The 21,343-nt window shown below is 66.7% G+C and carries 13 protein-coding genes; 10 read left to right on the top strand and 3 right to left on the bottom strand.

Translation table 11 applies throughout. From position 1 onward, the window contains the following. Positions 1-357: 357 nt before the first annotated feature. Entirely contained in the window at positions 358-3,798 is a 3,441-nt protein-coding gene (locus tag TX83_RS19430) for a GH92 family glycosyl hydrolase (protein ID WP_079248339.1), read from the bottom strand. Between the two features lie 305 nt (positions 3,799-4,103). Here TX83_RS19430 and pgaA point away from each other — a divergent pair, with 305 nt between their 5' ends. The 6 genes from pgaA to TX83_RS19400 all read left to right on the top strand — a co-directional run bounded on the left by pgaA (position 4,104) and on the right by TX83_RS19400 (position 13,551). Next, a complete protein-coding gene (pgaA, locus tag TX83_RS19425; protein WP_079248338.1) occupies positions 4,104-6,185 on the top strand; it encodes a poly-beta-1,6 N-acetyl-D-glucosamine export porin PgaA in 2,082 nt (693 codons plus the stop codon). A gap of 2 nt (positions 6,186-6,187) precedes the next feature. After that, positions 6,188-8,089 (top strand): poly-beta-1,6-N-acetyl-D-glucosamine N-deacetylase PgaB, encoded by a 1,902-nt coding sequence (pgaB, locus tag TX83_RS19420; protein WP_064749642.1) that lies wholly within the window; start codon positions 6,188-6,190, stop codon positions 8,087-8,089. A gap of 65 nt (positions 8,090-8,154) precedes the next feature. Then, positions 8,155-9,414, top strand: a complete 1,260-nt coding sequence (gene pgaC, locus TX83_RS19415) for a poly-beta-1,6-N-acetyl-D-glucosamine synthase (protein ID WP_064749641.1) — start codon at positions 8,155-8,157, stop codon at positions 9,412-9,414. Beyond that, positions 9,411-10,550, top strand: coding sequence for a poly-beta-1,6-N-acetyl-D-glucosamine biosynthesis protein PgaD (gene pgaD, locus TX83_RS19410; protein WP_075575276.1), 1,140 nt, complete (start codon positions 9,411-9,413; stop codon positions 10,548-10,550). The genes pgaC and pgaD overlap by 4 nt, the downstream gene beginning before the upstream one ends. A 469-nt stretch (positions 10,551-11,019) precedes the next feature. Next, positions 11,020-12,132 (top strand): serine hydrolase domain-containing protein, encoded by a 1,113-nt coding sequence (locus TX83_RS19405; protein ID WP_064749640.1) that lies wholly within the window; start codon positions 11,020-11,022, stop codon positions 12,130-12,132. Positions 12,133-12,468: 336 nt separating this feature from the next. Beyond that, positions 12,469-13,551 carry a serine hydrolase domain-containing protein gene (locus TX83_RS19400; protein WP_064749639.1) on the top strand — a complete coding sequence of 361 codons (1,083 nt, stop codon included), beginning with the start codon at positions 12,469-12,471 and terminating at the stop codon, positions 13,549-13,551. A gap of 147 nt (positions 13,552-13,698) precedes the next feature. Here the strand turns inward: TX83_RS19400 and TX83_RS19395 are convergent, their stop codons facing one another. Beyond that, entirely contained in the window at positions 13,699-13,974 is a 276-nt protein-coding gene (locus TX83_RS19395; RefSeq protein WP_064749638.1) for a hypothetical protein, read from the bottom strand. A 474-nt stretch (positions 13,975-14,448) separates the two neighbouring features. On the opposite strand from TX83_RS19395, the gene TX83_RS22970 reads away from it, so the two are divergent. From TX83_RS22970 to TX83_RS19380, 4 genes are all read left to right on the top strand, one after another. Next, positions 14,449-16,539: a hypothetical protein gene (locus TX83_RS22970; RefSeq protein WP_141233587.1), complete on the top strand. Its 2,091-nt coding sequence runs from the start codon at positions 14,449-14,451 to the stop codon at positions 16,537-16,539. Positions 16,540-17,600: 1,061 nt separating this feature from the next. Then, positions 17,601-17,897 carry an acyl carrier protein gene (locus TX83_RS19390; protein WP_075575275.1) on the top strand — a complete coding sequence of 99 codons (297 nt, stop codon included), beginning with the start codon at positions 17,601-17,603 and terminating at the stop codon, positions 17,895-17,897. 72 nt (positions 17,898-17,969) lie between these two features. After that, positions 17,970-19,658, top strand: coding sequence for a fatty acyl-AMP ligase (locus tag TX83_RS19385; RefSeq protein WP_064749637.1), 1,689 nt, complete (start codon positions 17,970-17,972; stop codon positions 19,656-19,658). 2 nt (positions 19,659-19,660) lie between these two features. Continuing rightward, complete coding sequence (locus tag TX83_RS19380; protein ID WP_075575274.1) at positions 19,661-20,911, top strand: acyl-CoA dehydrogenase family protein; 1,251 nt, start codon at positions 19,661-19,663, stop codon at positions 20,909-20,911. 8 nt (positions 20,912-20,919) lie between these two features. Here TX83_RS19380 and TX83_RS23500 read toward each other — a convergent pair. Further along, positions 20,920-21,343: NAD(P)/FAD-dependent oxidoreductase (locus tag TX83_RS23500; protein ID WP_222423794.1), on the bottom strand; the 424-nt coding region annotated here is incomplete at its 5' end.

Here is a 21,343-nt window from a genome sequence, read left to right as displayed (position 1 = left end):
CGCCTGCCGAGGAACAATCCGGGGCGATACCGGGACAAACCGGGAACGATTCGCACGAACGGACCGACGTCGCACTGCGACGGATCGGAGCGCGACGTTAAAGCCTGCAAGCCGTCACGGTCGCGACGAGAACCACGCTGGCGCCAGCGCCTCAGCGAAGCGCAACGGGCCATGCGCACGCGCACCGTGGCGCGTTGCGGGCTCGCCGGCACCGATGTCTTCGGCTTGCGTTAAAGCCTGCAACGCGTCACAGCCGCAGTCAACGACCGCTGAGCCGGACGCGCGGACAGACAAACGATCGTCGCCGGCGACCGCGCATCCCGTTCGTCGTGCGCTCCTCCCCGGCCGCTTCCGCCTTCACGGCGCTTCGCCGATCAACTCCACCTCGGCCAGTTCGATCGCGCCGCCCTCGCCGACCAGGCGCAGGCGGTAGCGGCTGTAGCTCGCCGGCTGCGCCAGCGCGAACGCACGCGTCTGCCGGCGCCAGGCGAAGGTCTGGCCGCTGCGCTCGTCGAGGGTGGTCCACTGCTCGCCGTCGTTGGAACCTTGCAAGGCCCAGGCCCGGGCGTCGCCGCGTTTGGCCGAGGAAGTCAGCGTGTACAGATGCACCGTCGCCGGACGCTTGAAGGTCCAGGCGATCGACGGCATCGGCACGTTCAGGCGCACGCCGGTGCCGGAGTCGTCGTCGAACAAGGCCGCCGCCTGTTTGGCCGCGATGCCGGCCACGGTCGCGTTGTCGCGCCGGCCCAGGTCGCGCCAGGGCGTCGGCTTCTCGCCGTCGGCGCTCAACGATTCCGGCAGCGCCTGCGGCGCGCTGGCCCAGTTCGACGGCGACGGGCCCATGCGGAAATCCAGCACCGCCCCTTGCGCCAGCAGTTCGTGCGGCAGCGTCAACCGGTCCCAGGGCTCGCCGTTGACCCGCAGCGACTGCACGTAACGGTTGCGCGCCCCGACTTTGGGCGCGTTGATGCGCAACTCGCGCCCGTTCTCCAGGCGGATGCTCATCCGCTCGAAGCGCGGCGCGCCGATCACGTACTCCGGCGAGCCCATCCGCAGCGGATAGAAACCGGCGGCGCTGAACAGCCACCACGCCGACATCTCGCCGTTGTCCTCGTCGCCGGGATAGCCCTGGCCGATCTCGCCGCCGACGTACAACCGGTCGAGAATGTCGCGCACTTTCTCCTGCGTCCGCCACGGCTGGCCGGCCGCGGCGTACATGTAGGGAATGTGGTGCGAGGGCTGGTTGCTGTGGCCGTACTGGCCCATGCGCACGTCGCGCGCTTCCAGCATCTCGTGGATCACCTGGCCGTAGCTGCCGACCTCGAACAGGCCGGGCGTGGCGAAGAACAGGTCGAGCTTGTTGCCCAGCGCGACCCGGCCGCCGTACAGCGCCGCCAGGCCGGCACCGTCCTGCGGCGCGTGGAAGGCCATGTTCCAGGCGTTGGTCTCGGTGTAGTCGCCGCCCCAGCGCAGCGGGTCGAACTCGCTGGCGGTGTAGCGCCAGCGGCCGTCGCGATGACGACCGACGAAGAAACCCAGTTGCGGATGGAACAGGTTGACGTAGCCCAGCGCGCGATTGCGGTAATAGACCGCATCGTCGGCGTAGCCGGCGCGATAGGGATCGTCGGCCGCCGCCTCCTGCGCCAGCGCCGCGGCCAAACGCCCGATGGCGAAGTCGTTGATGTAACCGTCCATCGACCAGGACAGGCCCTCGCCGACGGTGGTGTCGGTGTAGCCGGTGAAGATCGCCCGCTCGATGCCCTTGCGCCCCGCGCCCGGAATCGGGCTGACGCTGGAAGCATTGCGGATCGCCGACTGATAGAACGAACGCACGTCGAAATTGCGCACGCCCTTGAGCCAGGCGTCGGCGAAGGCGACGTCGGAACTGGTGCCGACCATCAGGTCGGCATAACCCGGCGAAGACCAGCGCGCGATCCAGCCGCCGTCGCGGTACTGCTGGACGAAGCCGTCGATCATCTCGCCGGCCTGGGTCGGCGCCAGCAAGACATAGGCCGGCCAACTGGTGCGGTAGGTGTCCCAGAAGCCGTTGTTGACGAACACCTTGCCGTCGACCACGGTCGCGCCGGTGGCGGTATCGCCATCGGCGCCGGCAGGGGGCGCGAACGGGCTGGCGTAGCGGTACACCGGCTGTTCTGCGGTGCCGGTGTTCTCGTAGCCGCTGTTCGGATACAGGAACAGGCGGTACAGGTTCGAGTACAAGGTGGCGCGTTCGTGCTCGGGCGCGCCTTCGATGCGCACCGCGCCGAGCTTGGCGTCCCAGGCCGCGCGGGCGCGCTCGCGCACCGCGTCGAAGCCCTCGTCGGCGCCGATTTCCAGCGCCAGGTTGCGCTTGGCCTGTTCGACGCCGATGAGCGAGGTGGCGATGCGCATCGTCAATTGCCGCGACGGCTCGGCGCCGAGGTCGAAGCCGTACCAGGCCGACACGCGGTCGCGGCCCTTTTCGCGCGACAGGCGCTCGCCGCCGCGCACCGGCCGGTCGAAACGCGCGTAGAAGTACAACCGGGTCGCGCCGGTCGACAGCGAACTGCGGCTGTCGCTCCAGCCGCTCAGGCTGCCGTCGTCGGGATTCAGCCGGATATCGCCGTGCTCGTCGCGATGATCGAACAGCAATTGCGCGTTCGCGTCCGGGAAAGTGAAGCGCAGCATCGCGGCATGATCGGTCGGGGTCAGCTCGGCGACCAGGCCGTTGTCGAAGCGCACCCGGTAGTAGTCGGCGCGCGCGGTCTCCTGGTCGTGGCCGAAGCTCAGCGCGCGCTTGCCGCGGTCGAACTCGGGCCGGGCGGTACCGATCGCCGGCAGGACGTGGAAGGTCTGGCGGTCGCCCATCCACGGGCTGGGCTCGTGCGACAGCGCCAGCGCCTCCAGGCGCGGCCGGTTGTCGTCGCCGTTGCGCTCCTGGTACTGGTAGATCCAGTGCGAACCGGCGTTCGTCGTCGGGGTCCAGAAATTGAAACCGTGCGGCAACGCGACCGCCGGGAAGGTATTGCCGCGCGAGAAGCGCGCATTGGAATTGCTGCCGCGACGGGTGTCGACGTAGTCGCTGGGCCGCGGCGCCGGGCCCTTCGCCGCCGGCATGCGCTCGATGCGCAGATCGTCCAGCCAGCCGCGGAACGGCGCAGCGTGGTCGGCATCGTGCACGACCAGGATGCGCCGCACGCGGCGTCCGGCCGCGACGTCGCCGATGCGGCTGGAGACGGCATTCCATTGGTCCGGATACAGCAGCCGCGCCAACCCCTGGCCGCGCGCGGTCAGCGGCTGGCCGTACCGGTCCAGCGGCGCGCGCTGCGACAGCCGGCTGCCGTCGTCGAATTCCAGATCGACCGCAACGAAACCGGAAGTGTTGCGCAGGCCGTCGGCCGGCACCGTCGCGCGCCGTCCCGACACGCGCTCGTCCGACAAGGGAAATACGCGATAGGACAGCACGCTGTCCTTGCTCAGCGCCAGATCGACGTCGAACGCGTGCAGGCGTTGTTCGTGCCCGCCCTCGCCTTGATAGCGCAGCGAGCGCAATCCGGTGAAGCCGACGCCTGGCTTGGCGGTCAAGGCCGCGCCCGCGTCCGGGCCACCGTCCACATGCAGCGAGCCCGGCACGTCGGGGGCGGCTGCGGGTACCGCTTCGCCGGTTTCGAACGAGGTCGAGAAGCTGCGCGGCGCCGCCGCGAACGCCGGCCAGGCCAATGCGATCGCGACCGCGATCGAACAACGGCGTGCGATCCGACGGCTTGCGACATCCTGCGGCCGGCCGCGACCGCGGCGAGCGTTATGACCCAACGACATGCCCCGCTCCCATGCTTGCGCGGCGTCACGCTTCGCCCGCTGGCGAATATCCGATACGCCGTTTCACCCGATTTAAATCGATCTAAATCGAGACTGTCAAACCGCGCCGCAGCATTGCGAACGTATCCAGGCAATGCGCAAAAGCCAATCGGGACAAGCACTTCGCTGCAAAAATCAAGCCCGCGATTCACGAGTCTTTGGCATAGCTTTTGCGTCAATGAGGGCAAGCCTCAATGTGACTTAGCTCACATTTTTTCATTCGCGTCACGGACCGGTCGCGTCTTCCCCACGGATCTTGGTGGTTCATGCCGATTACGCATCGCCTTGCTTACGCCCTTGCCTTCACCTTGGTTTCTGCGAGCTCAATCTGCCCTTTTTCGTCAGTTTCAGCCACTGAGAGTCAACCCAAGCCCCTGAACCCCCTGCCCGAGATCGAGCGCCTGCGCGCCGACCGGCAGTGGCTGGCGGCCCTGGCACAGATCGAAGCCGGCCTCGCCGTCCGTCCCGGCGACGAGGCGCTGTATCGCCTGCAGGTGTTGACCCTGGCCGATCTTGGCAACGCCTACCGCGCTTGGAGCCTGTACCGCGAACGTCCCGGTTTGTTCAGCGCCGAAGAACGCCAGCGCCTGGAATCCAATCGCCTGGCGCGGATGGTGGTGTGGGGCGGGCTGTATCCGGAGAACGAAGCGCAGCGGCTGGAGGAAATCCGCGCCGCGCGCAGCGCGATGGCCGAGTACCGCCAGAGCCAGAGCGACAGCCAGCGCCAGGCCGACCTGCGCACGCGCTTCGACGAGCTGGTGATGCTCAACATCCTCGAACGCCACGCCGACACGGTGCAGAACTATCGCCAGTTGCAGGCCGAAGGCGTCCAGGTGCCGCTGTACGCCCTGGCCTGGGTCGGCGCCTCGTTGCTGGCCGCGCGCCACCCCGAGGAAGCGGCGACGGTGCTGGAGCGGGTCGTGCGCGAAATGCCGGAAGACCACGACTCGCAGCTGCAGCTGGCCTATGCCTATTCCGAGGCCGAGCGCTTCGACGACGCGAAGAGACAACTGCAGAAGATCAAGGCCGCCGAGCCCGCCTTCGTACGCGTGCCCGGGGCCAAGGTCAGCCACGCCAACTGGCGCCACTACGACGCCGACACCAACCTGATCATGGTCGGCCTGTACGGCGAGGACACCGTCGGCGCACAGCGCGATCTGGAAGCGCTGGCGGCGATCGGCCCGAACAACGCCGGCCTGCAGACCAACCTCGGCGTTGCCTACCAGCGCCGCGGCTGGACCGAGCGCGCGCTGGAACGCTTCCGCATGGCCAGCACCCTGGAACCGACCAGCGTCGGCGCGCGGATCGGCCAGATCGGCGCCTACCTCGAACACGACCGGGTCGATCTGGCGCGGCCGATCCACGACGAGCTGCTGGCGCGCCGCGAACGCGACGTGCAGGTGCGGCAGATGCGCGAGTCCTGGGACAGCCGGCTGGGCTGGCAGTGGCAGGTGTCGACCTCGAGCCATCGCAGCCGCGCCGACGGCGGCGGCGACAGCACCTCGCCGCTCGGCAGCCGCGACGGCGCCCACCGCGCCGAAATCCGCAGCCCGCTGATCCACGATCGCTGGCGCCTCACCGCGCACGCGCAAGACGCCTGGGCCGACTACCCGGGCGAACGCGTGCACGACCGCCGCCAGGGCGTCGGCGCGCTGTACGCCTACGACCGGCTCAGCCTGGGGTTCGGCGTCGACCGCGCCAGCGACCGCTGGCTCGACCGCGACGACCGCACCGGCTATTACCTCGACGCCGGCTGGCGCTTCAACGACGCCTGGCGCGGCAGCGCGTCCTGGTACCGGCAGTCGCCGGACGCTTCGCTGCAGGCGCGCCGCGCCGGCATCGACGCCGACGCGCTGAGCCTGGGCCTGCGCTGGACGCCCAGCGACCGCACCGCGGTCGCCGCCAGCGTGCAACAGCTGCGCTACAGCGACGACAACCGCCGCAGCGCGTTCGCGCTGTCGCTCGACCAGCGCGCCTATACCCGCCCGCACCTGCAGCTCGACGGCCTGGCCGAACTCTCGGCCAGCCGCGCCAGCCGCCGCGATGCCGACGTGCCCTACTTCAACCCCAGCCGCGACGCCTCGCTCAATCTCGGCCTGCGCCTGAACCACGTCGCCTGGCGCCGCTACAGCCGCCACCTGCTGCAACGCTTCACCGCCTACGCCGGCCCCTACTGGCAGCAGGGCTACGGCAGCGCCTGGATTCCGCAGCTGCGCTACGAACACGAATGGGGGCTGGGCACCGGCCGCAAGCTGACCTACGGCCTGAGCTGGTCGCGCCCGGTCTACGACGGCCAGCGCGAGGAACGACTCGGCTTCGATCTGAACTTCCGTTGGGGAGAGCAATGAACATGGATCTGCGACTCCCCGCCGCCGCTCGCCACGCCTGGGCCGCGCGCACGCTGCGCAGCCTGTTCGCCGCCGCGGCCCTGGCCCTGGCCGCGCTGGCGCCGGCCCAGGCCGACGAATTGCTGGTGCTGAGCTACCACGATGTGCGCGACGACGTCGCCCGCAAAGGCGATCCCGACGCTTATGCGGTCAGCACCCAGAACTTCGCCGCCCACCTGGACTGGCTGGCCGGCCACGGCTACCACCCGGTGTCGCTGAGCCAGGTCATCGCCGCCTCGCGCGGCGAAAAGCCGCTGCCGCCCAAGGCGGTGCTGCTGACCTTCGACGACGGCCTGCGCAGCATCTACACCCACGCTTTCCCGCTGCTGCGCGCCTACGGTTACCCGGCGCTGATGGCGGTGGTGACCTCCTGGGTCGACCTGCCGCGCGACCAGCAGGTCGACTACGGCCCGCGCATGTTCACCCACGACGACTTCGTCACCTGGGACCAACTGCGCGAGATGCAGGCCTCGGGCCTGATCGAAGTCGCCTCGCACAGCCACGCCCTGCACCGCGGCGTGACCTCCAACCCGCAGGGCAACAGCATGCCGGCGGCGATCACCCGGGTCTGGGACCCCAAGGCCGAGCGCTACGAGACCGAGGCCGAGTACCTGGCGCGGATTCGCAAGGACCTGGGCGACAGCGTCGCCGCGATCAAGCGCGAACTCGGCGTCGCCCCGCAATCGGTGGTGTGGCCGTACGCGGCCTACAACAGCCAGACCAACGCCATCGCCGACCAGCTCGGCATGCAGGTCACCTTCGACCTGGAAGGCCGCCACCAGACCCTGCGCCGCGACCTGCACGGCCTCGCCCGGCTGCTGGTGTTCGACAACCCGACCGTCAACGACCTGGCCTACGAACTGCGCCACGACGAAGGCCTGGACGGCCTGCGCGCGCTGCAGATCGACCTGGACTACGTCTACGACGCCGATCCGGCGCAACAGGCGCGCAACCTCGACAAGCTGATCGAGCGGGTCAAGCAGGTCGGCCCCAGTCATGTGTTCCTGCAGGCCTTCGCCGACCCCGACGGCAACGGTTCGGCCGACGCGCTGTACTTCCCCAATCGGCACCTGCCGATGCGCGCCGACCTGTACAACCGGGTCGCCTGGCAGCTGAAGACCCGCGCCGGGGTCAAGGTGTTCGCTTGGCTGCCGGTGCTGGGCTTCGAGCTGCCCGACGCCGCGCTGCGCCGCCGTTTGGCCATCGCCGCCAGCAACCCCAAGGAAACCTTCCGCCTCAATCCGTTCGAGCCGCAGGCGCGCCAGATCGTCGCCGACATCTACGAAGACCTCGCCGTCAGCGGCTACAGCGAAGGCCTGTTGTTCCACGACGACGCCCTGCTGCGCGACGACGAACTGCGCGGCCAGGCGCCGGAACAGGCGGCCCAGCGCACCCAGGCCCTGATCGCATTCACCCAGGAACTGACCCGCGCCGCCGGCAAGTGGCGGCCGAAGCTGATCACCGTGCGCAACCTGTTCGCCGAGCCGGTGCTGCGCCCGGACAGCGAGCGCTGGTTCGCGCAGAACCTGGCCGCGTTCAACCAGGCCTACGACTACACCGCCGTGATGGCGATGCCGTGGATGGAGAACAGCCGCGAGCCGCAGGCCTGGATGGACCGGCTGGTGGCGCAAGTGGCGCGCTCGCCCCGCGGCCTGGCGCGGACCCTGTTCGAGTTGCAGACCGTGGACTGGCGCGACAACAAGCCGATCCCGGCGCAGCGGCTGAAGACCATGGCGCGGCGCCTGCAGGCCGCCGGCGTGCGCCACCTGGCCTGGTACCCGGACAACTTCATCGACGACGTCCCCTCGACCCGCGACGCGCGCGAAATCATGTCCGCGCGCGGTTTCCCCTACATCGAACGCTGACCCCGCCCCCGGCGCCGAAGCGCCGGGCCCTTCCACCGCGCACGCGCGCCTCATCGGAGACTGCCATGTACGAGGTTCTCAGCGCCTTGCTTGCGGTGTCGTTCAAATTCGCTTTCTACTACCCGATCGTGATGTCGTTCTTCTGGATCGCGGGCGGGCTGTACTACTACCTGCGCCGCGAGCGCCACGCCCGCGGCCGCACCGATCCGCCGCCGCTGGAGTCGACGCCGTTCGTGTCGATCCTGATCCCCTGCCACAACGAGGGCGACAACGTCCGCGAGACCATCGCCTCGGCGATGGCGCAGCGCTATCCCGCGTTCGAAGTCATCGCCATCAACGACGGCAGCGGCGACGACACCGGCGAGAAGCTCAACCTGCTCGCCGCGCAGTACCCCTCGCTGCGGGTCGTCCACCTCGACCGCAACCTCGGCAAGGCCAACGCCATGCGCATGGGCGCGCTGGCGGCGCGCTCGGAGTACCTGGTCTGCATCGACGGCGACGCCCTGCTCGACGAGTACGCCACCCACTGGATGGTCTGGCACCTGTGCTCGGGCGCGCGCGTGGGCGCGGTCACCGGCAACCCGCGCATCCGCAACCGATCGACCCTGCTCGGCCGCCTGCAGGTCGGCGAGTTCGCCTCGATCATCGGCATGATCAAGCGCGCCCAGCGCGTGTACGGCCGCATCTTCACGGTGTCCGGGGTGATCTGCGCGTTCCGCCGCACTGCGCTGCACCAGATCGGCTACTGGTCCGACAGCATGGTCACCGAGGACATCGACATCAGCTGGCGCCTGCAGATGAACCACTGGGACATCCGCTACGAGCCCAATGCGATGTGCTTCATCCTGATGCCGGAAACCGTGCGCGGCCTGTGGAAGCAGCGCCTGCGCTGGGCCCAGGGCGGCGTCGAAGTGCTGCTGCGCCACACCCGCGACCTGGTCTCGTGGCGCCGCCGCCGCATGTGGGCGGTGCTGGGCGAATACCTGCTGAGCCTGGCCTGGGCCTACATGATGGCCTTCATCATCCTGCTGTGGGCGCTGGGCCTGGTGTTCGAACTGCCCGAGCAGCTGCGCGTGCCGACCCTGCTGCCGTCGTGGCACGGCGTGATCCTGGCGATGATCTGCCTGTTGCAGTTCGCCGCCAGCATCGTCATCGACCGCCGCTACGAAACCGGCGTGGGCCGCAACTACTACTGGATGATCTGGTACCCGATGGTGTTCTGGCTGCTGAGCTTCACCACCACCGTGGCCGCAGTGCCCAAGGCGCTGGCCAAGCGCCGCGGCACCCGCGCGGTGTGGGTGAGCCCGGATCGGGGGCTGCGATGAGCACGCCCAAGCCCGGCCAGGTGCCGCAGCGGCCGCAGCCCCGCCGCTCTCGGCGGCACAAGCACGACTCGCGGCTGATCCAACGGCCGTACTCGCAGCCGCTGCTGCCGCGCACCTTCTGGGGCCTGACCACCGGCGCCTTCTGGGCGATCTACCTCTACCTGTGGGTGCCGTTGATCACGTTGTTCATGTGGCTGTTCGGCATCCGCCGCACCGAAGCCGAACTGTACCTGCGCCAGCACGAGATCGACCCCTTCCTGCTGCTGGCGCTGCCCGCCACCGCGGTCGGCGCCGCGACGGTGCTGATCCTGTGGGCCGAATACAACCGCCACCGCTTCAGCGGCGTGGAGCGGCGCAGCGCACCGCCGCCGGTCGCGCTGGAAGAGGTGGCCGCCGCGCTCGGCGCCAGCGCCGAGGTCGCGCAAGCGCTCAACCAAGGCCGCATCAGCACCTTGCACATGGACCCCAACCAGGCCGTGCCGCTCGACGTCACCGCGGTCAAACCGCTGCCGCCCAAGCCGCTGGCGCTGGCCGCGCCGATGCCGGCCTTCACCCGCCACACCTTGCCCGAAACCGCCTGGATCCCGATGCTGGGCCTGGCGGTGGTGTTCGTGGTCGCCGTGCTGCTGGTCGTATCGCACGGCTACCGCCAGATCGAAAGCGAAAGCTCGTCGCAGCAGATCGAAGGCGCGCCCGGCCTGGACCGCCCGCCGCTGGCGCCGCCGCAGCCGCCGAACCCGCCGAGCACCAGCGACGACGACACCGCCCAACCGCCGGCCCCGAGCGCGGACGCGACAGACGCCACGCCCGCGGTCGCCGCACCGCGCGCGCAACGCGACACCGCCCCGCGCGGCGCCAGCGCCAAACCCCGCCCATTGCCCGGCCACAGCCCGAAACCGCCCTACCCGCTCGACGCCCTGCGCCGCGGCGAAGGCGGACTGGTCTCCCTGCGCGTGCGCGTCGGCGCCGACGGCCGCCCGCAACGCGTCGAGATCGGCAAACGCAGCGGCAACCGCGACCTCGACCGCGCCGCCGTCGCCACCGTACGCAACTGGCGCTTCGCCCCCGCCAAACGCAACGGCCGCCCCATCGCCGCCGTCGTGATCGTCCCGATCGAGTTCAAGCCGCAGCGCTGAGCCCACCCTCCCCGGCGTGGCTAAGCGCGCCTCCCCTTCCTGTAGGAGCGGCGTAAGCCGCGACCCAGGCCGCGCCCATTCCACGCCCGCATCCGCCTCCAAGCGCAACCGCAACCCTCACCCCCTCCAGCCCCAACGCCCCCCACCCCAACGCTTCCCCCCTTTGAAAAAGGGGGGCCAGGGGGGATTTGCCGTTGCCGTTGCCGTTGCCGTTGCCGTTGCTGTCGCTGTCGCTGTTGCTATCGCCTCCATGCCTCATCCCGCCGCAGCCATGACTTGCAGCTCATGCACGCATCCGCTGTAAACCGCAGCATCGATTCATGCGGCGGGCGCGCGATCCATGCAAGCGCTTCTCCGCGGCCCGGTAGCGACGAAGGGGCGCGTCGCCACCCATCGAGCAGCCGCACACCAGGGGATCCACTTGAAACATCCAGCGCGTCGAAGCTTCCTTCAGCTCGTTCTTGCCTCCATGCTGCTCCTGCAAGCGCCGCTTGCGGTGCAGGCCCACCCCAACGACGTACCGCCGCCGAACGCCGTCGATCTCGACGCCCTGCTGAAAGGCGCGATGGAAGGCACCCAGACGCCCGCACTCGGCGCGCTGGTCATGCGCGACGGCGCGATCGCCCAACAAGCCGTGCGCGGCCTGCGCCGCAGCGATGCGGCCGACGCGGTCGGCGCCGACGATGTCTGGCTGATCGGATCCACCGGCAAACCGATGACGGTCGCGCTGATCGCCAAGCTGGTCGATCGCGGCGTGCTGTCCTGGGACGCCCCCTTGGCGACGCTGCTGCCCGACCTGGCCGAGACGATGCGACCGGAATACCGCTCGGTCACCCTGGTCCAGCTGCTCTCGCACCGGTCGGGCCTGCCGGAGAACATCCGCGACCTGAAGGTCCTCGATACCTTCTTCGTCGACACCCGGCCGTTGCCGCAACAACGCCTGGCCTTCATCGCCCAGGCGTTGAAGGATGCGCCGGCTGCCGCACCCGGTACGGAATTCAACTACTGCAACACCGGCTTCCTCATCGCGGCCGTCATCGCCGAGCGCGCCACCGGATCGGACTTCGAGGAACTGATGCGCCGCGAAGTCTTCCAGCCCTTGGGCATGGCGAGCGCCGGTTTCGGCCCCACCCAGGCCGGCCAGCCGCTCGGCCACCGTGGCGGCAAGCCGGTGACGACGGCGCCGAAAGTGTCCGACGACGGCGTGCCGATGATGTACACCGCGGCCGGAAACATGCACATGAGCCTGGCCGACTGGGCGCGCTTCTGCCTCGACCAACTGGCCGGCAGCCAAGGCCGTGGCAAATTGCTGAGCCGCGCCTCGTACCGGCTGATGCAAACGGCGCAACCCGGCAGCGGCTCAGGTCTGGACTGGGGCGTCCAGGATTCGATCGCAGGACGCCAGGGCCCCGTGCTGGTGCACGGCGGCTCCGACGGCAACTGGCTCGCCTGGGCGGTGCTGTTCCCGAACACGAACACCGGCGCCCTGGTGGTGGCCAACGCCACCGAGGACATGGGCGGCGACAAGGCAACCAAGACCGTGCTGGGCACGTTGTTCCCGACCTTGAGCCCGGCGAAGTAGGCGACAGCGGGATCAAGGCCTGGGTTCGCCGCCCCCTGGCGAGCTCGCCACCCGGGAAACGGTATCGGGGACGACTCAAAACAGTGCCCGACGCCGTTTGTGGCCAGTAAGCTAGGTGCAGCTGTTGCGTCGACCGGTTGAACCCGCACCGCTGTTGTTGCAGCCTCGCAAAAGGCCGTTAGCCAAACCCGACTGCTGGCATGGCCCGATCCGGCCACTGCCACGACGATGCGGGTCGCGCTTTGGCCCAAGGATCGAAAGAACGCGTCAGACCCAACGTGCTCCGTCGCCGATCCGGTGGACGGCACCGACAACGTACTCAACGGGGGCCCATCCATGCGGCGCATCCTGAAGTACCTGGGCATCACCTTGCTTGCGGCTCTGGCGGTATCGCTGGTACTGGGCCTTCGGCCCTTCATCGACCGGGACGCACCCGCCACCCGCCCCCTGCCCCTCGCGCAAGCTCCGCTGCCTCCGGAGCAGGCGAACAAGCTCACGGACTACATAACGACCCAGGCGGACGCCATCGATGCGTTCGTCGTGCTGCGCGGCGAAACGGTGTTGATGGAGTACGGCGAGGTCGGCACGCCCATGAACCTGGCGTCCGCGCGCAAGAGCATCCTCAGCCTGCTGTTCGGCGTGGCGGTCGACCGCGGGTTGATCGATGTGAACGAGAATCTGGCAGCGCTAGGCGTCGACGAGAGCCGCACGCCCCTCACCCAGGCGGAGAAGCAAGCCACCATCGAACACCTGCTTCAAGCCCGGTCGGGCATCTACCTGCCCTCCGGCGCGGAAACGGTGGAAAACAAAGAAGGCCGCCCGCAGCGCGGCCAGTTCGCGCCGGGCACGAACTACTTCTACAACAACTGGGACTTCAACGTCCTGGGCGCCATCTTCGAACGCAAGACCGGGCTATCCATCGGCGAGGCCATCGATACCTGGCTGGCCACCCCGCTGGGCATGCAGGACTTCCACCGCGGGCACGTGATCTATGACCAACGCGGCTCCGATTCCGATTACCGAACCTATCGCATCCACATGAGCGCGCGCGACCTGGCGCGGCTGGGGGCGCTGGTAGCGCAGCAGGGCCTGTGGAACGGCAAGCGGGTCGTCTCCGCCGAGTGGATAGCCAAAAGCACCACCTCGTATTCCGCCACGCAGAACCCGTTCTACGACGGCTTCGGCTACTCCTGGTGGTTGAACTCCGAGCTCGACACCGTGCACGCCGACGGCTGGGGCGGCCAATACCTGCTGGTGGACCCGGCGCGGAAACTGACGCTGGTGGCGCGGCGGGATACCGGGAACTCGATTCTGGGCTACCTGATCTTCAGCCAGTTCCAAAAGCAGGGGCACCCTTCGGACCTACAGAAGTTGTACAAGCTCGTGCGGGATATGCCGGCGACGAGTGGCGCGCGCTAGCACGAGACGCCATCCCGGCGCCGGCGCATGCCATGCCACACGGCCGATCGCGCCGGTGGCCCGCGATCAACGCGCACCCAGCCCCGACGGCTCGCCATCGAGGCTCAGCGACCAGCCACACCGGCCCGCAGCAAGACCGGCCCGCCGTCAGTGCGCCCGCCCCGCCCCAACACCGCCATCCCCGACCAGCGTCCAAACACAGGCCGCCAATACCGGGTCCAACCGCCGCGCCAAGGCCTGAAACACCTCCCGCAACACCCGATGGTCCTGCCCGGCCGGAAACCCGATCTCGATCAATACCTCCGGCTGCAGAGTCCGCACGATCCCGTGCAACTCCCGCTGGAAAGCGGACAGCGCTTCGAACGCATCGACAGACATCACCACCCCCTCCTGCGGGGGCGCGAACTCGGGCTTGCGGGGCATACGCGGCACTCCTGTCCTTAGGCGGAAGCCCGCGCGGCACATTGCGCGACCGGCGGGATGTCGGGAGGTTCGAAACCGCACATAGTCGGCGGGCGTATTCCCCTTGCGGGTGTTGTATTAGCCGCCCTCCCGACGCAGAAGCAAGCGTCGGCACGCCCAAGCATCAGGCATGAAAAACCCACCAATTGTCGGAGGTGGGTGCCGCTATGTGTGTGGGAGTTTCGACGCTCCTTGATGGAGACACTGCCGAATCCGCCAATTTTTGTCAACCAGAACAGTCCGTATTCGACGGCCCTCCACGTATATTCATGTAGAGACTCTAGAAAACAGACCAGCAGCAACTGCGACAGGCTCCCGTCGCAAGCGGATACTCTGAAGCAAAGACAGAAACAACTTTAAGTGCTCACAGCCCATTTACAGCAGACACCCAGATGCTTGTCGAAAATTAAATTCCCGACACTTTAGGAGGCGCAAGTGGGAGACTTCACAAAACGTGTCCAAAACGGGGATGTACCGGGACCGTTGAGACGAGCATTTACAGCCGACAACTGGAGCCATACATTCGGCAGTTTACCAAATCCGGATAACCAAGATCGCAACACATATTCGGCCGGCCTCGCCATTCATGAGAAGCTGGAGGCAATCCGTGCGGTACTGAAGCTCTCTTCATCTGACGCGATTTCTGCAACGACTAAGTTGCGGGCGTTCCTGGCAATAGCAAACCATGATTTTTTTGTCGCACGCGAAAAAACCAGGATTGCCATGGAAAATTTTTTATCCGAGCGAGAGGGCGAATCCAAAGAAATATACACCCTCGAAGAGCTAGCCGGAGTAAAACTAAGCTTAGCCGGAGGATTCAACTGGCTACCTAACGAAGTTGTGGAAAGCATCGTCGACGGCATTGAACTACCGATTCGGGTCATCTTGCAGACAAAGCCGAATCTGACCGGCAACCCTCAAATGAACCAAGTGCAATGGAAGGAGGCAGCGTTAGAGTTCAATCTCGGCATCACATATCGATTTGCCGAAGACATATGGAACGACTGCCTTTGGAATAGCTACAAAATAACCCAAATGAGGCAAAGCAAGATATTTCAGCCTCAAGATATCGATGTTATCCGAGCTCACCAAATTGGGCTGGCACGCCAAGCGTCGCTATCCACCGCTTTCACAATCATGGCGACTCAATTTCAACGGCAAGTGCTCGCAAGAGGAGCGCGACTCAGGATTCGTGAGGTTTGCGGGATCGAGCGTCGCGGAAAACGTCAGGTCATCAAGGTATCCCGTCACGGCGCTTCAACAGAAGTCATTGAGGAGCTCTCGGTATTACGTACACACGCAGCCGAACCCTACTACGGCGAACTGCTGGAAGAACGTCAAGAATCCCTCCAAGGGCTAACACTGTCCGCGCTGGTAGACGCATGGACAGTGCTATCTCGCGCTGCACATGTACTAACTCAGTCCCTTGGCGAGAAGCACACCCGAATCCCAAAAGACGACCGCCCGCACACCTGGCTACCGGACTATGCACCAACGCTACAGGTCGAGGCACTTGTGGAAGCCATGAGCGCCGCGATTGGAACAAGGCCTCCTGAAGGCAGGAAAATCGTAGAGTTCTTTACGTTTCGAGGTGAGCCTGGACAGGAAATATGGTCACAACCGCTCGTCCCCGTTGGACCAGGCAAAGTGGTGCCTGTGTTCGCAGCTATCGTGCACCCAAATCTAAGGCGCTTGGTGGACGTATGGATGCGGCAAGCTGGGATCGACCTGAGCAGGCGGGGGGCCGCATTCGAGACCCATATCAGAGAACTTGTTCTTGAGGGCATCAATACATCGAAGCTCTTGTCACAAGTTGCAACATGCATCAAGGACGACTACACATTCAAACTACCGGACGGCGTCAGCGAACAAATCGACTTGGTCTTCTTCATCGGCAACTCAGTATTCGTGGCGGAAGCAAAATGCATTCTTGAGCCTACCGACACAAAAGGCTTTGCCATGCATCGAAGAACAGTCCTGGGGGCAGCTGAGCAAATTTTACGCAAAGCAAAGGCTATTGAAGACCACCGCACCGCCTTCATCACTGATGTGAATAACTTTGGTGTTGAGCTTACTGAAGATTTCAAAGTCGTTCCATTCGTGGTGGTTAGCACGAATACGCATGCTGGAATCCCGGCGGCGGGAGTACCTGTTGTCGACGAGTACATACTCGGCCGATTCCTGCGAGGAGAACTTGAGGACGTGGCATATCAACCAGGGGAACCTGCGCCCTCAAAGCGACTTAAAACCATGCTCTATTCCAGCGCAATTGAGGCCGAGGAACGCGCCCCAGCGTATTTAGAGTCTCCACCACAGATGAAGCGATTCGTCGACGGCATGCGCAAACGCATAGTCCCTGTCTATCCCGTTAACAAAGACGATTGGTCAGGCTATTTCATAACAATGAACTGTGTTGCGGGAGGTGTCCCTCTTTCACTTCAAGGGCGAGAGGACTTGACAGTAAGCAGCATGCCTACCGCAACCAATGCCAAAGGCGAGAGGCTTGCTACACCAAACGTGCCGTAACCGATCTTCTGCTGATTGCGCAACATACTTGGCACCATCCAACTGTCTATGAGCAGGTACTGATGGTACGACCAGCTTGGGTGCGGTGCTGACCAGGTTACGGCCGTCTTTGGGAGTTGAGCTGCCAAAGTAACAGAAGACGACGTGGTCCCGAAATCGCTCGACTATGACCGAGTCCGTCACTGAATCGCGTATTTCAATGGGCGGCTTTCGTGACAATGCATTAATGACACCAGTGCACCTAATAAGCGCCAGGGGTCTTGGCATAGCTACTAGGCTGCGCAAAAGAAGTCCTAGCCATATCCAAAACATGAGGGAAAGCATGGCAATCAAACCTGGCCCCAAGCGGATTGCGAAATCCACCGGCAAACCGGACAAGCGGCAGCGAGACAACAAGGAAACCCCTGGAAATACACCTTCCTTGAAGCCACACAAACACAAGAAGGGCAGCTAACGTCCTCAGTGCTGAAGATTCCGCAGCAGGCTTACCATCGCTACCAACTGCCTGCGATGCTATCGGTGCTTGCTGATGTCACGGCAGGCTCCGACGTTGAGCATGGCCGACTAACTAGCGCGGCATCAGCACAGGGGAAGTTCAGAGAAGCCGTGGCCGGGTAGTTGTTCGTACCGCGAGATGATGAAGTCGAAGGCGCTTGTTGGCTTCGGCTAACCGCTAGCCGAAGAACAGACCGCCAACCTCCCCTGCCCCGACACGGGGCGCTGATCTATAGCCGGCTGCGGATGGCGCCGAGTCCTTGGTCAAGAATGGTGTAGCGAGTAACGATCTGAGAGGCATCATCACAGTCGGTGCATTTCTGTCGAGAGAATCAGACGACGGATATGGAAACCGCACCGTCAGCGAGGACGGAGACTGTTTCGCACTTGGGATCTTCACTCCGCGAACTTGATCACACGTAACGCACAACGCACGTCAACCCCCCTTGTCCTACCCCATCCCCAAACCGCGTATTCCTGCTGCAGAACGCCCCGTTCACATGCTGCGGGCGGCCAGGACGCGATAGCCTCGGTGCTACGTTCGTCGGAAATCAAAGGAGTGATTTATGTCTGAAAAACCGACTGTCTATGAGACGCTCGTAGCAGTTTTTCGGGACGAGCTGGCGATCGAACCGGGGCGGGTGCATCCGAACGCGCTGTTGATCGGCGACCTGGGCTTCGACTCCATCGCGTTCGCGATCGGCCTGGTGTCGATCGAGGAGCGGCTGGGGGTGACGCTGCAGCAGGAGGAACTGATCCGCTGCAAGACCGTCGGCGATGTGACCCGGCTGATCGAACAGACGCGCCATCGCACTGTCGCTTGCGACGCCGGGATTCCCGACGAATCCGCAATCCCCGCCTAAAGCCCCCGGTCGCCGCGACGGTACGCTCCGTCGCCGGCGCGCGATACCGGAAGATCAAGGATCGATCGCATCATGAGCAGGTTTACCCAGCAGGTATTCGTCTCTGCGCCCGCGTCCGGCCACGGCCTGGTGACGGGCGAACCGCAGCAGCCGCTGCGGCGCAGTTGGCAGCAGATTCATGAGATCGCCCGCCGCATGGCCGGCTCGCTGGCCTCGGCCGGGGTGAAGCCCGGCGACACGGTCGGTGTGCTGGTCGGCGAGCCGGCCAGCATCGCGCCGGTAATCCAGGCCATCTGGATGCGCGGCGCGTCGGTGACGATGCTGCATCAGCCCGGCCCGCGCGCCGACCTCGAAGCCTGGGCGGAAGACACGTTCGCGGTGCTGGCGATGATCGGCGCCAAGGTCGCGGTCGTCGGCGACGTGTTCGCCCGCACCACGCCGCTGTTCGAGGCGCAGGGCACCGCGGTGCTGGCCGCGGAAACGCTGGCCGAAGGCGCGGCGCTGTCGCCGGTCGATTGCGGCGAGGACGATATCGCCTTCCTGCAGCTCACCTCGGGCTCCACCGGGCTGCCGAAGGCGGTGGCGATCTCGCACCGCAACCTGTACGAGAACGCGGCGGCGATGGTGAGCGCGTCGCGGCTCGACCCGCGCAGCGACGTGCTGGTGAGCTGGCTGCCGCTGTACCACGACATGGGCATGATCGGCTTCATGGTGCTGCCGATGCAGGTCGGCGCGGAAGCGGTTTGCGCGGCGCCCGCGGATTTCCTGCGCTCGCCGCGGCTGTGGCCGGCGCTGATCTCCAAGTACCGCGGCACCATGACCGCGGGGCCGAACTTCGCCTATGCCCTGCTCGCCCGCTATCTGCGCGCGGCGCCCGACGGCGCGTTCGACCTGTCTTCGCTGCGCTTCGTGCTCAGCGGCGCCGAACCCATCGACCACGCCACCGTCGCCGCGGTGATCGAAGCCGGCGCCCGCTTCGGGCTGGATGCCACGGCCTTCGTCGCCGCTTACGGGATGGCGGAAGCCACTCTGGCCATTTCGTTTTCCGAGACCGGCGCCGGCATGCAGTTCGACGCGGTCGATCAGGCGGCGATCGAGCTCAAGTCGCATGCGGCGCCGCGCACCGGCGACGGCGCGCGCCACCTGGCCCGGCTGGGCCGGCCCCTGCCCGGCATCGAGATCATGGTCGGCGATGCGCCCGCCGGCAGCGCCCAGGCGCGCACGGTCGGCGAACTCAAGATCCGCGGCGATGCGGTCGCGCGCTACTACCTCACCCAGAACGGCAAGCAGTCGCTGCTCGGCGACGGCGGCTGGTTCAGCACCGGCGACATGGGTTACGTCACCGAAACCGGCGAGGTGGTCGTCTGCGGCCGCCTGAAGGACATGATCATCGTCGCGGGGCGCAACATCTTCCCCACCGATATCGAGCGCGCGGCCTGCCGCGTCGACGGGGTGCGCCCGGGCAACGCCATCGCCGTCGCCCTGGCCGCGGCGGGCATACGCGAGGAATTCGCGGTGGTGGTCGAAGCCGCCGACAGCGCCGACCTGGAGTCCAGCGCGCGGATCAAGAACGAAGTATCGGACGCGGTCTACTCGGCCTTCGGCGTCAGCCCGCGGCTGGTTTCGGTGGTGCCGCCGCGCACGCTGCCGAAAACGCCGTCGGGCAAGCCGCGGCGGTCCGCCACGATCAGCATCGTCGAAACCGAGCTGGCCATGCTGCACGGCATGAGCGCCCCACGACACCAGGAACAGGTCGGCTGAACATGAGCCTCGATACCGAAACCGCGATTTCCGCTGCCGCCTCCTTCAAGGACCGCCTGGACACGCTGCTGGCCCAGGAATCGACGCGGCGGATGATCGACGAGGCCGAAGTCGCCGGGCGCTTCCCGCGCGGCATCGTCGAATTGCTGGGCCGGGAAGGCATCTTCGCCGCCAAGTGGCAGGAGCGCCCGGTGCCGGCGTTGCAGCACACCCTGGCCTTGTCCGAGCGCTTCGGCCGGCTCGGCGCCGGCGGCATCGCCTCCGGCGTGACCCTGCACGACTCGGCGATCGCGATGCTGCGCCGGTTCGGCCGTTCCGAACGGCTGCGCGAGGTCGCCGACCAGGCGATCGCCGGCCAGGCCGTGCTGTGCATTTCCGCGACCGAAGCCGGCGCGGGCTCGGACATGCTCGGCCTGGCTTCGACCGCGGTGCGCGAAAACGGCGGCTATCGCCTGCGCGGGCACAAGAAGATGGCCTCGCCTTCGCCGGTGGCCGACTACATCGTGCTGGCGCTGCGCGGCAGCGACGAGGGCCACGCCGGCCGCGACGACCTGGCGCTGTTCCTGGTGCCGACCTCGCAGCTGCGGGTCGGCAAGCAGTTCGACACCGTCGGCGCGCGCAGCATCAGCACCGCGCCGGTGCAGTTCGACACCTGGGTGCCGGAGGAGCTGATGATCGCGCGGCCCGGCACCGGCCTGGCCGTGCTCAGCATGGCCCTGGCCCAAGAACGCTTCGCCATGGCGGCGCAGATCGTCGGCGCCTGCCAGCTGGCCCTGGGCGTGACCGTGGCGCGGATGAAGCGGCGCACGTCCTTCGGCGCCCCCCTGTTCGACCATCAGGCCTTGCGCCTGCGGGTCGCCGACCTGCAGGCGCGGGTCGACATGATGCAGCTGGCGCTGAACGGGCTGATCGCCGACGGCGCCGGCTTCAACGTGCGCTCGGCCTCGGCGGCCAAGGTCACGGTGGTGCGCCTGGGCGGCGAGGTGATGTCCGAGTGCATGCACATCTTCGGCAGCGCCGGCGTGCTGGAATCGGAGTCGCCGCTGGGCCGCTGGTGGCGCGACGTGAAGATGGCGCGCATCGGCGGCGGCACCGACGAGATGCTGTGGGAGATCGTCGCCGCCGGCCTGGAGCCGGATTACGCCAACTACGACCGACTGGTCGACGAGTGGCAGCCGGAGCAGGCGTTCGGGCTACCGGCCGCCGAGCCGCAGGCCGCTGAATCGCAGGCGGCCGAACTGCAGGCCGGCTGAGTTGCGGCTCAGCGCCGCGCGCGGCGCGCGACGGCCGCGCCGACGCGTTGCGCGTCGCGGCCGACGAAGCCGAGCAGCGCCGAGCCGCGGTTGCGCATCCGGTACAGGCCGACGAAGTGCAAGCCGGACGCGCCGATGCCCGCATTGTGCTCGGGCTGGCCGTCCGCGCCGCGCAGTTCGGGGCTCAGCCAGGACCAGTCGTTGCGGTAGCCGGTGGCCCACAGCACGGTCGATGCCTCGATCCGCTGGCCGTCGGCGGTGACCAACTGCGCGCCGTCGGCGTCCACCGCCCGCTCGGCGAAACCGACACTGCGCGCGAGCTCGTCGATCTTCGTGCCGACGACCGGATCGGGCATCGCCAAGCGCCGCGCCAGGGGCGTGTTGGTCGGCAGGCGCAGGATGCCGGACTTGGACAACCACCAGAACGCATCG

This window comes from Lysobacter antibioticus HS124 (genome assembly GCF_000336385.2).
In the GTDB taxonomy this organism is placed as follows: Bacteria; Pseudomonadota; Gammaproteobacteria; order Xanthomonadales; family Xanthomonadaceae; genus Lysobacter; species Lysobacter firmicutimachus.
This window is presented reverse-complemented; position numbering and strand designations above follow the sequence as displayed.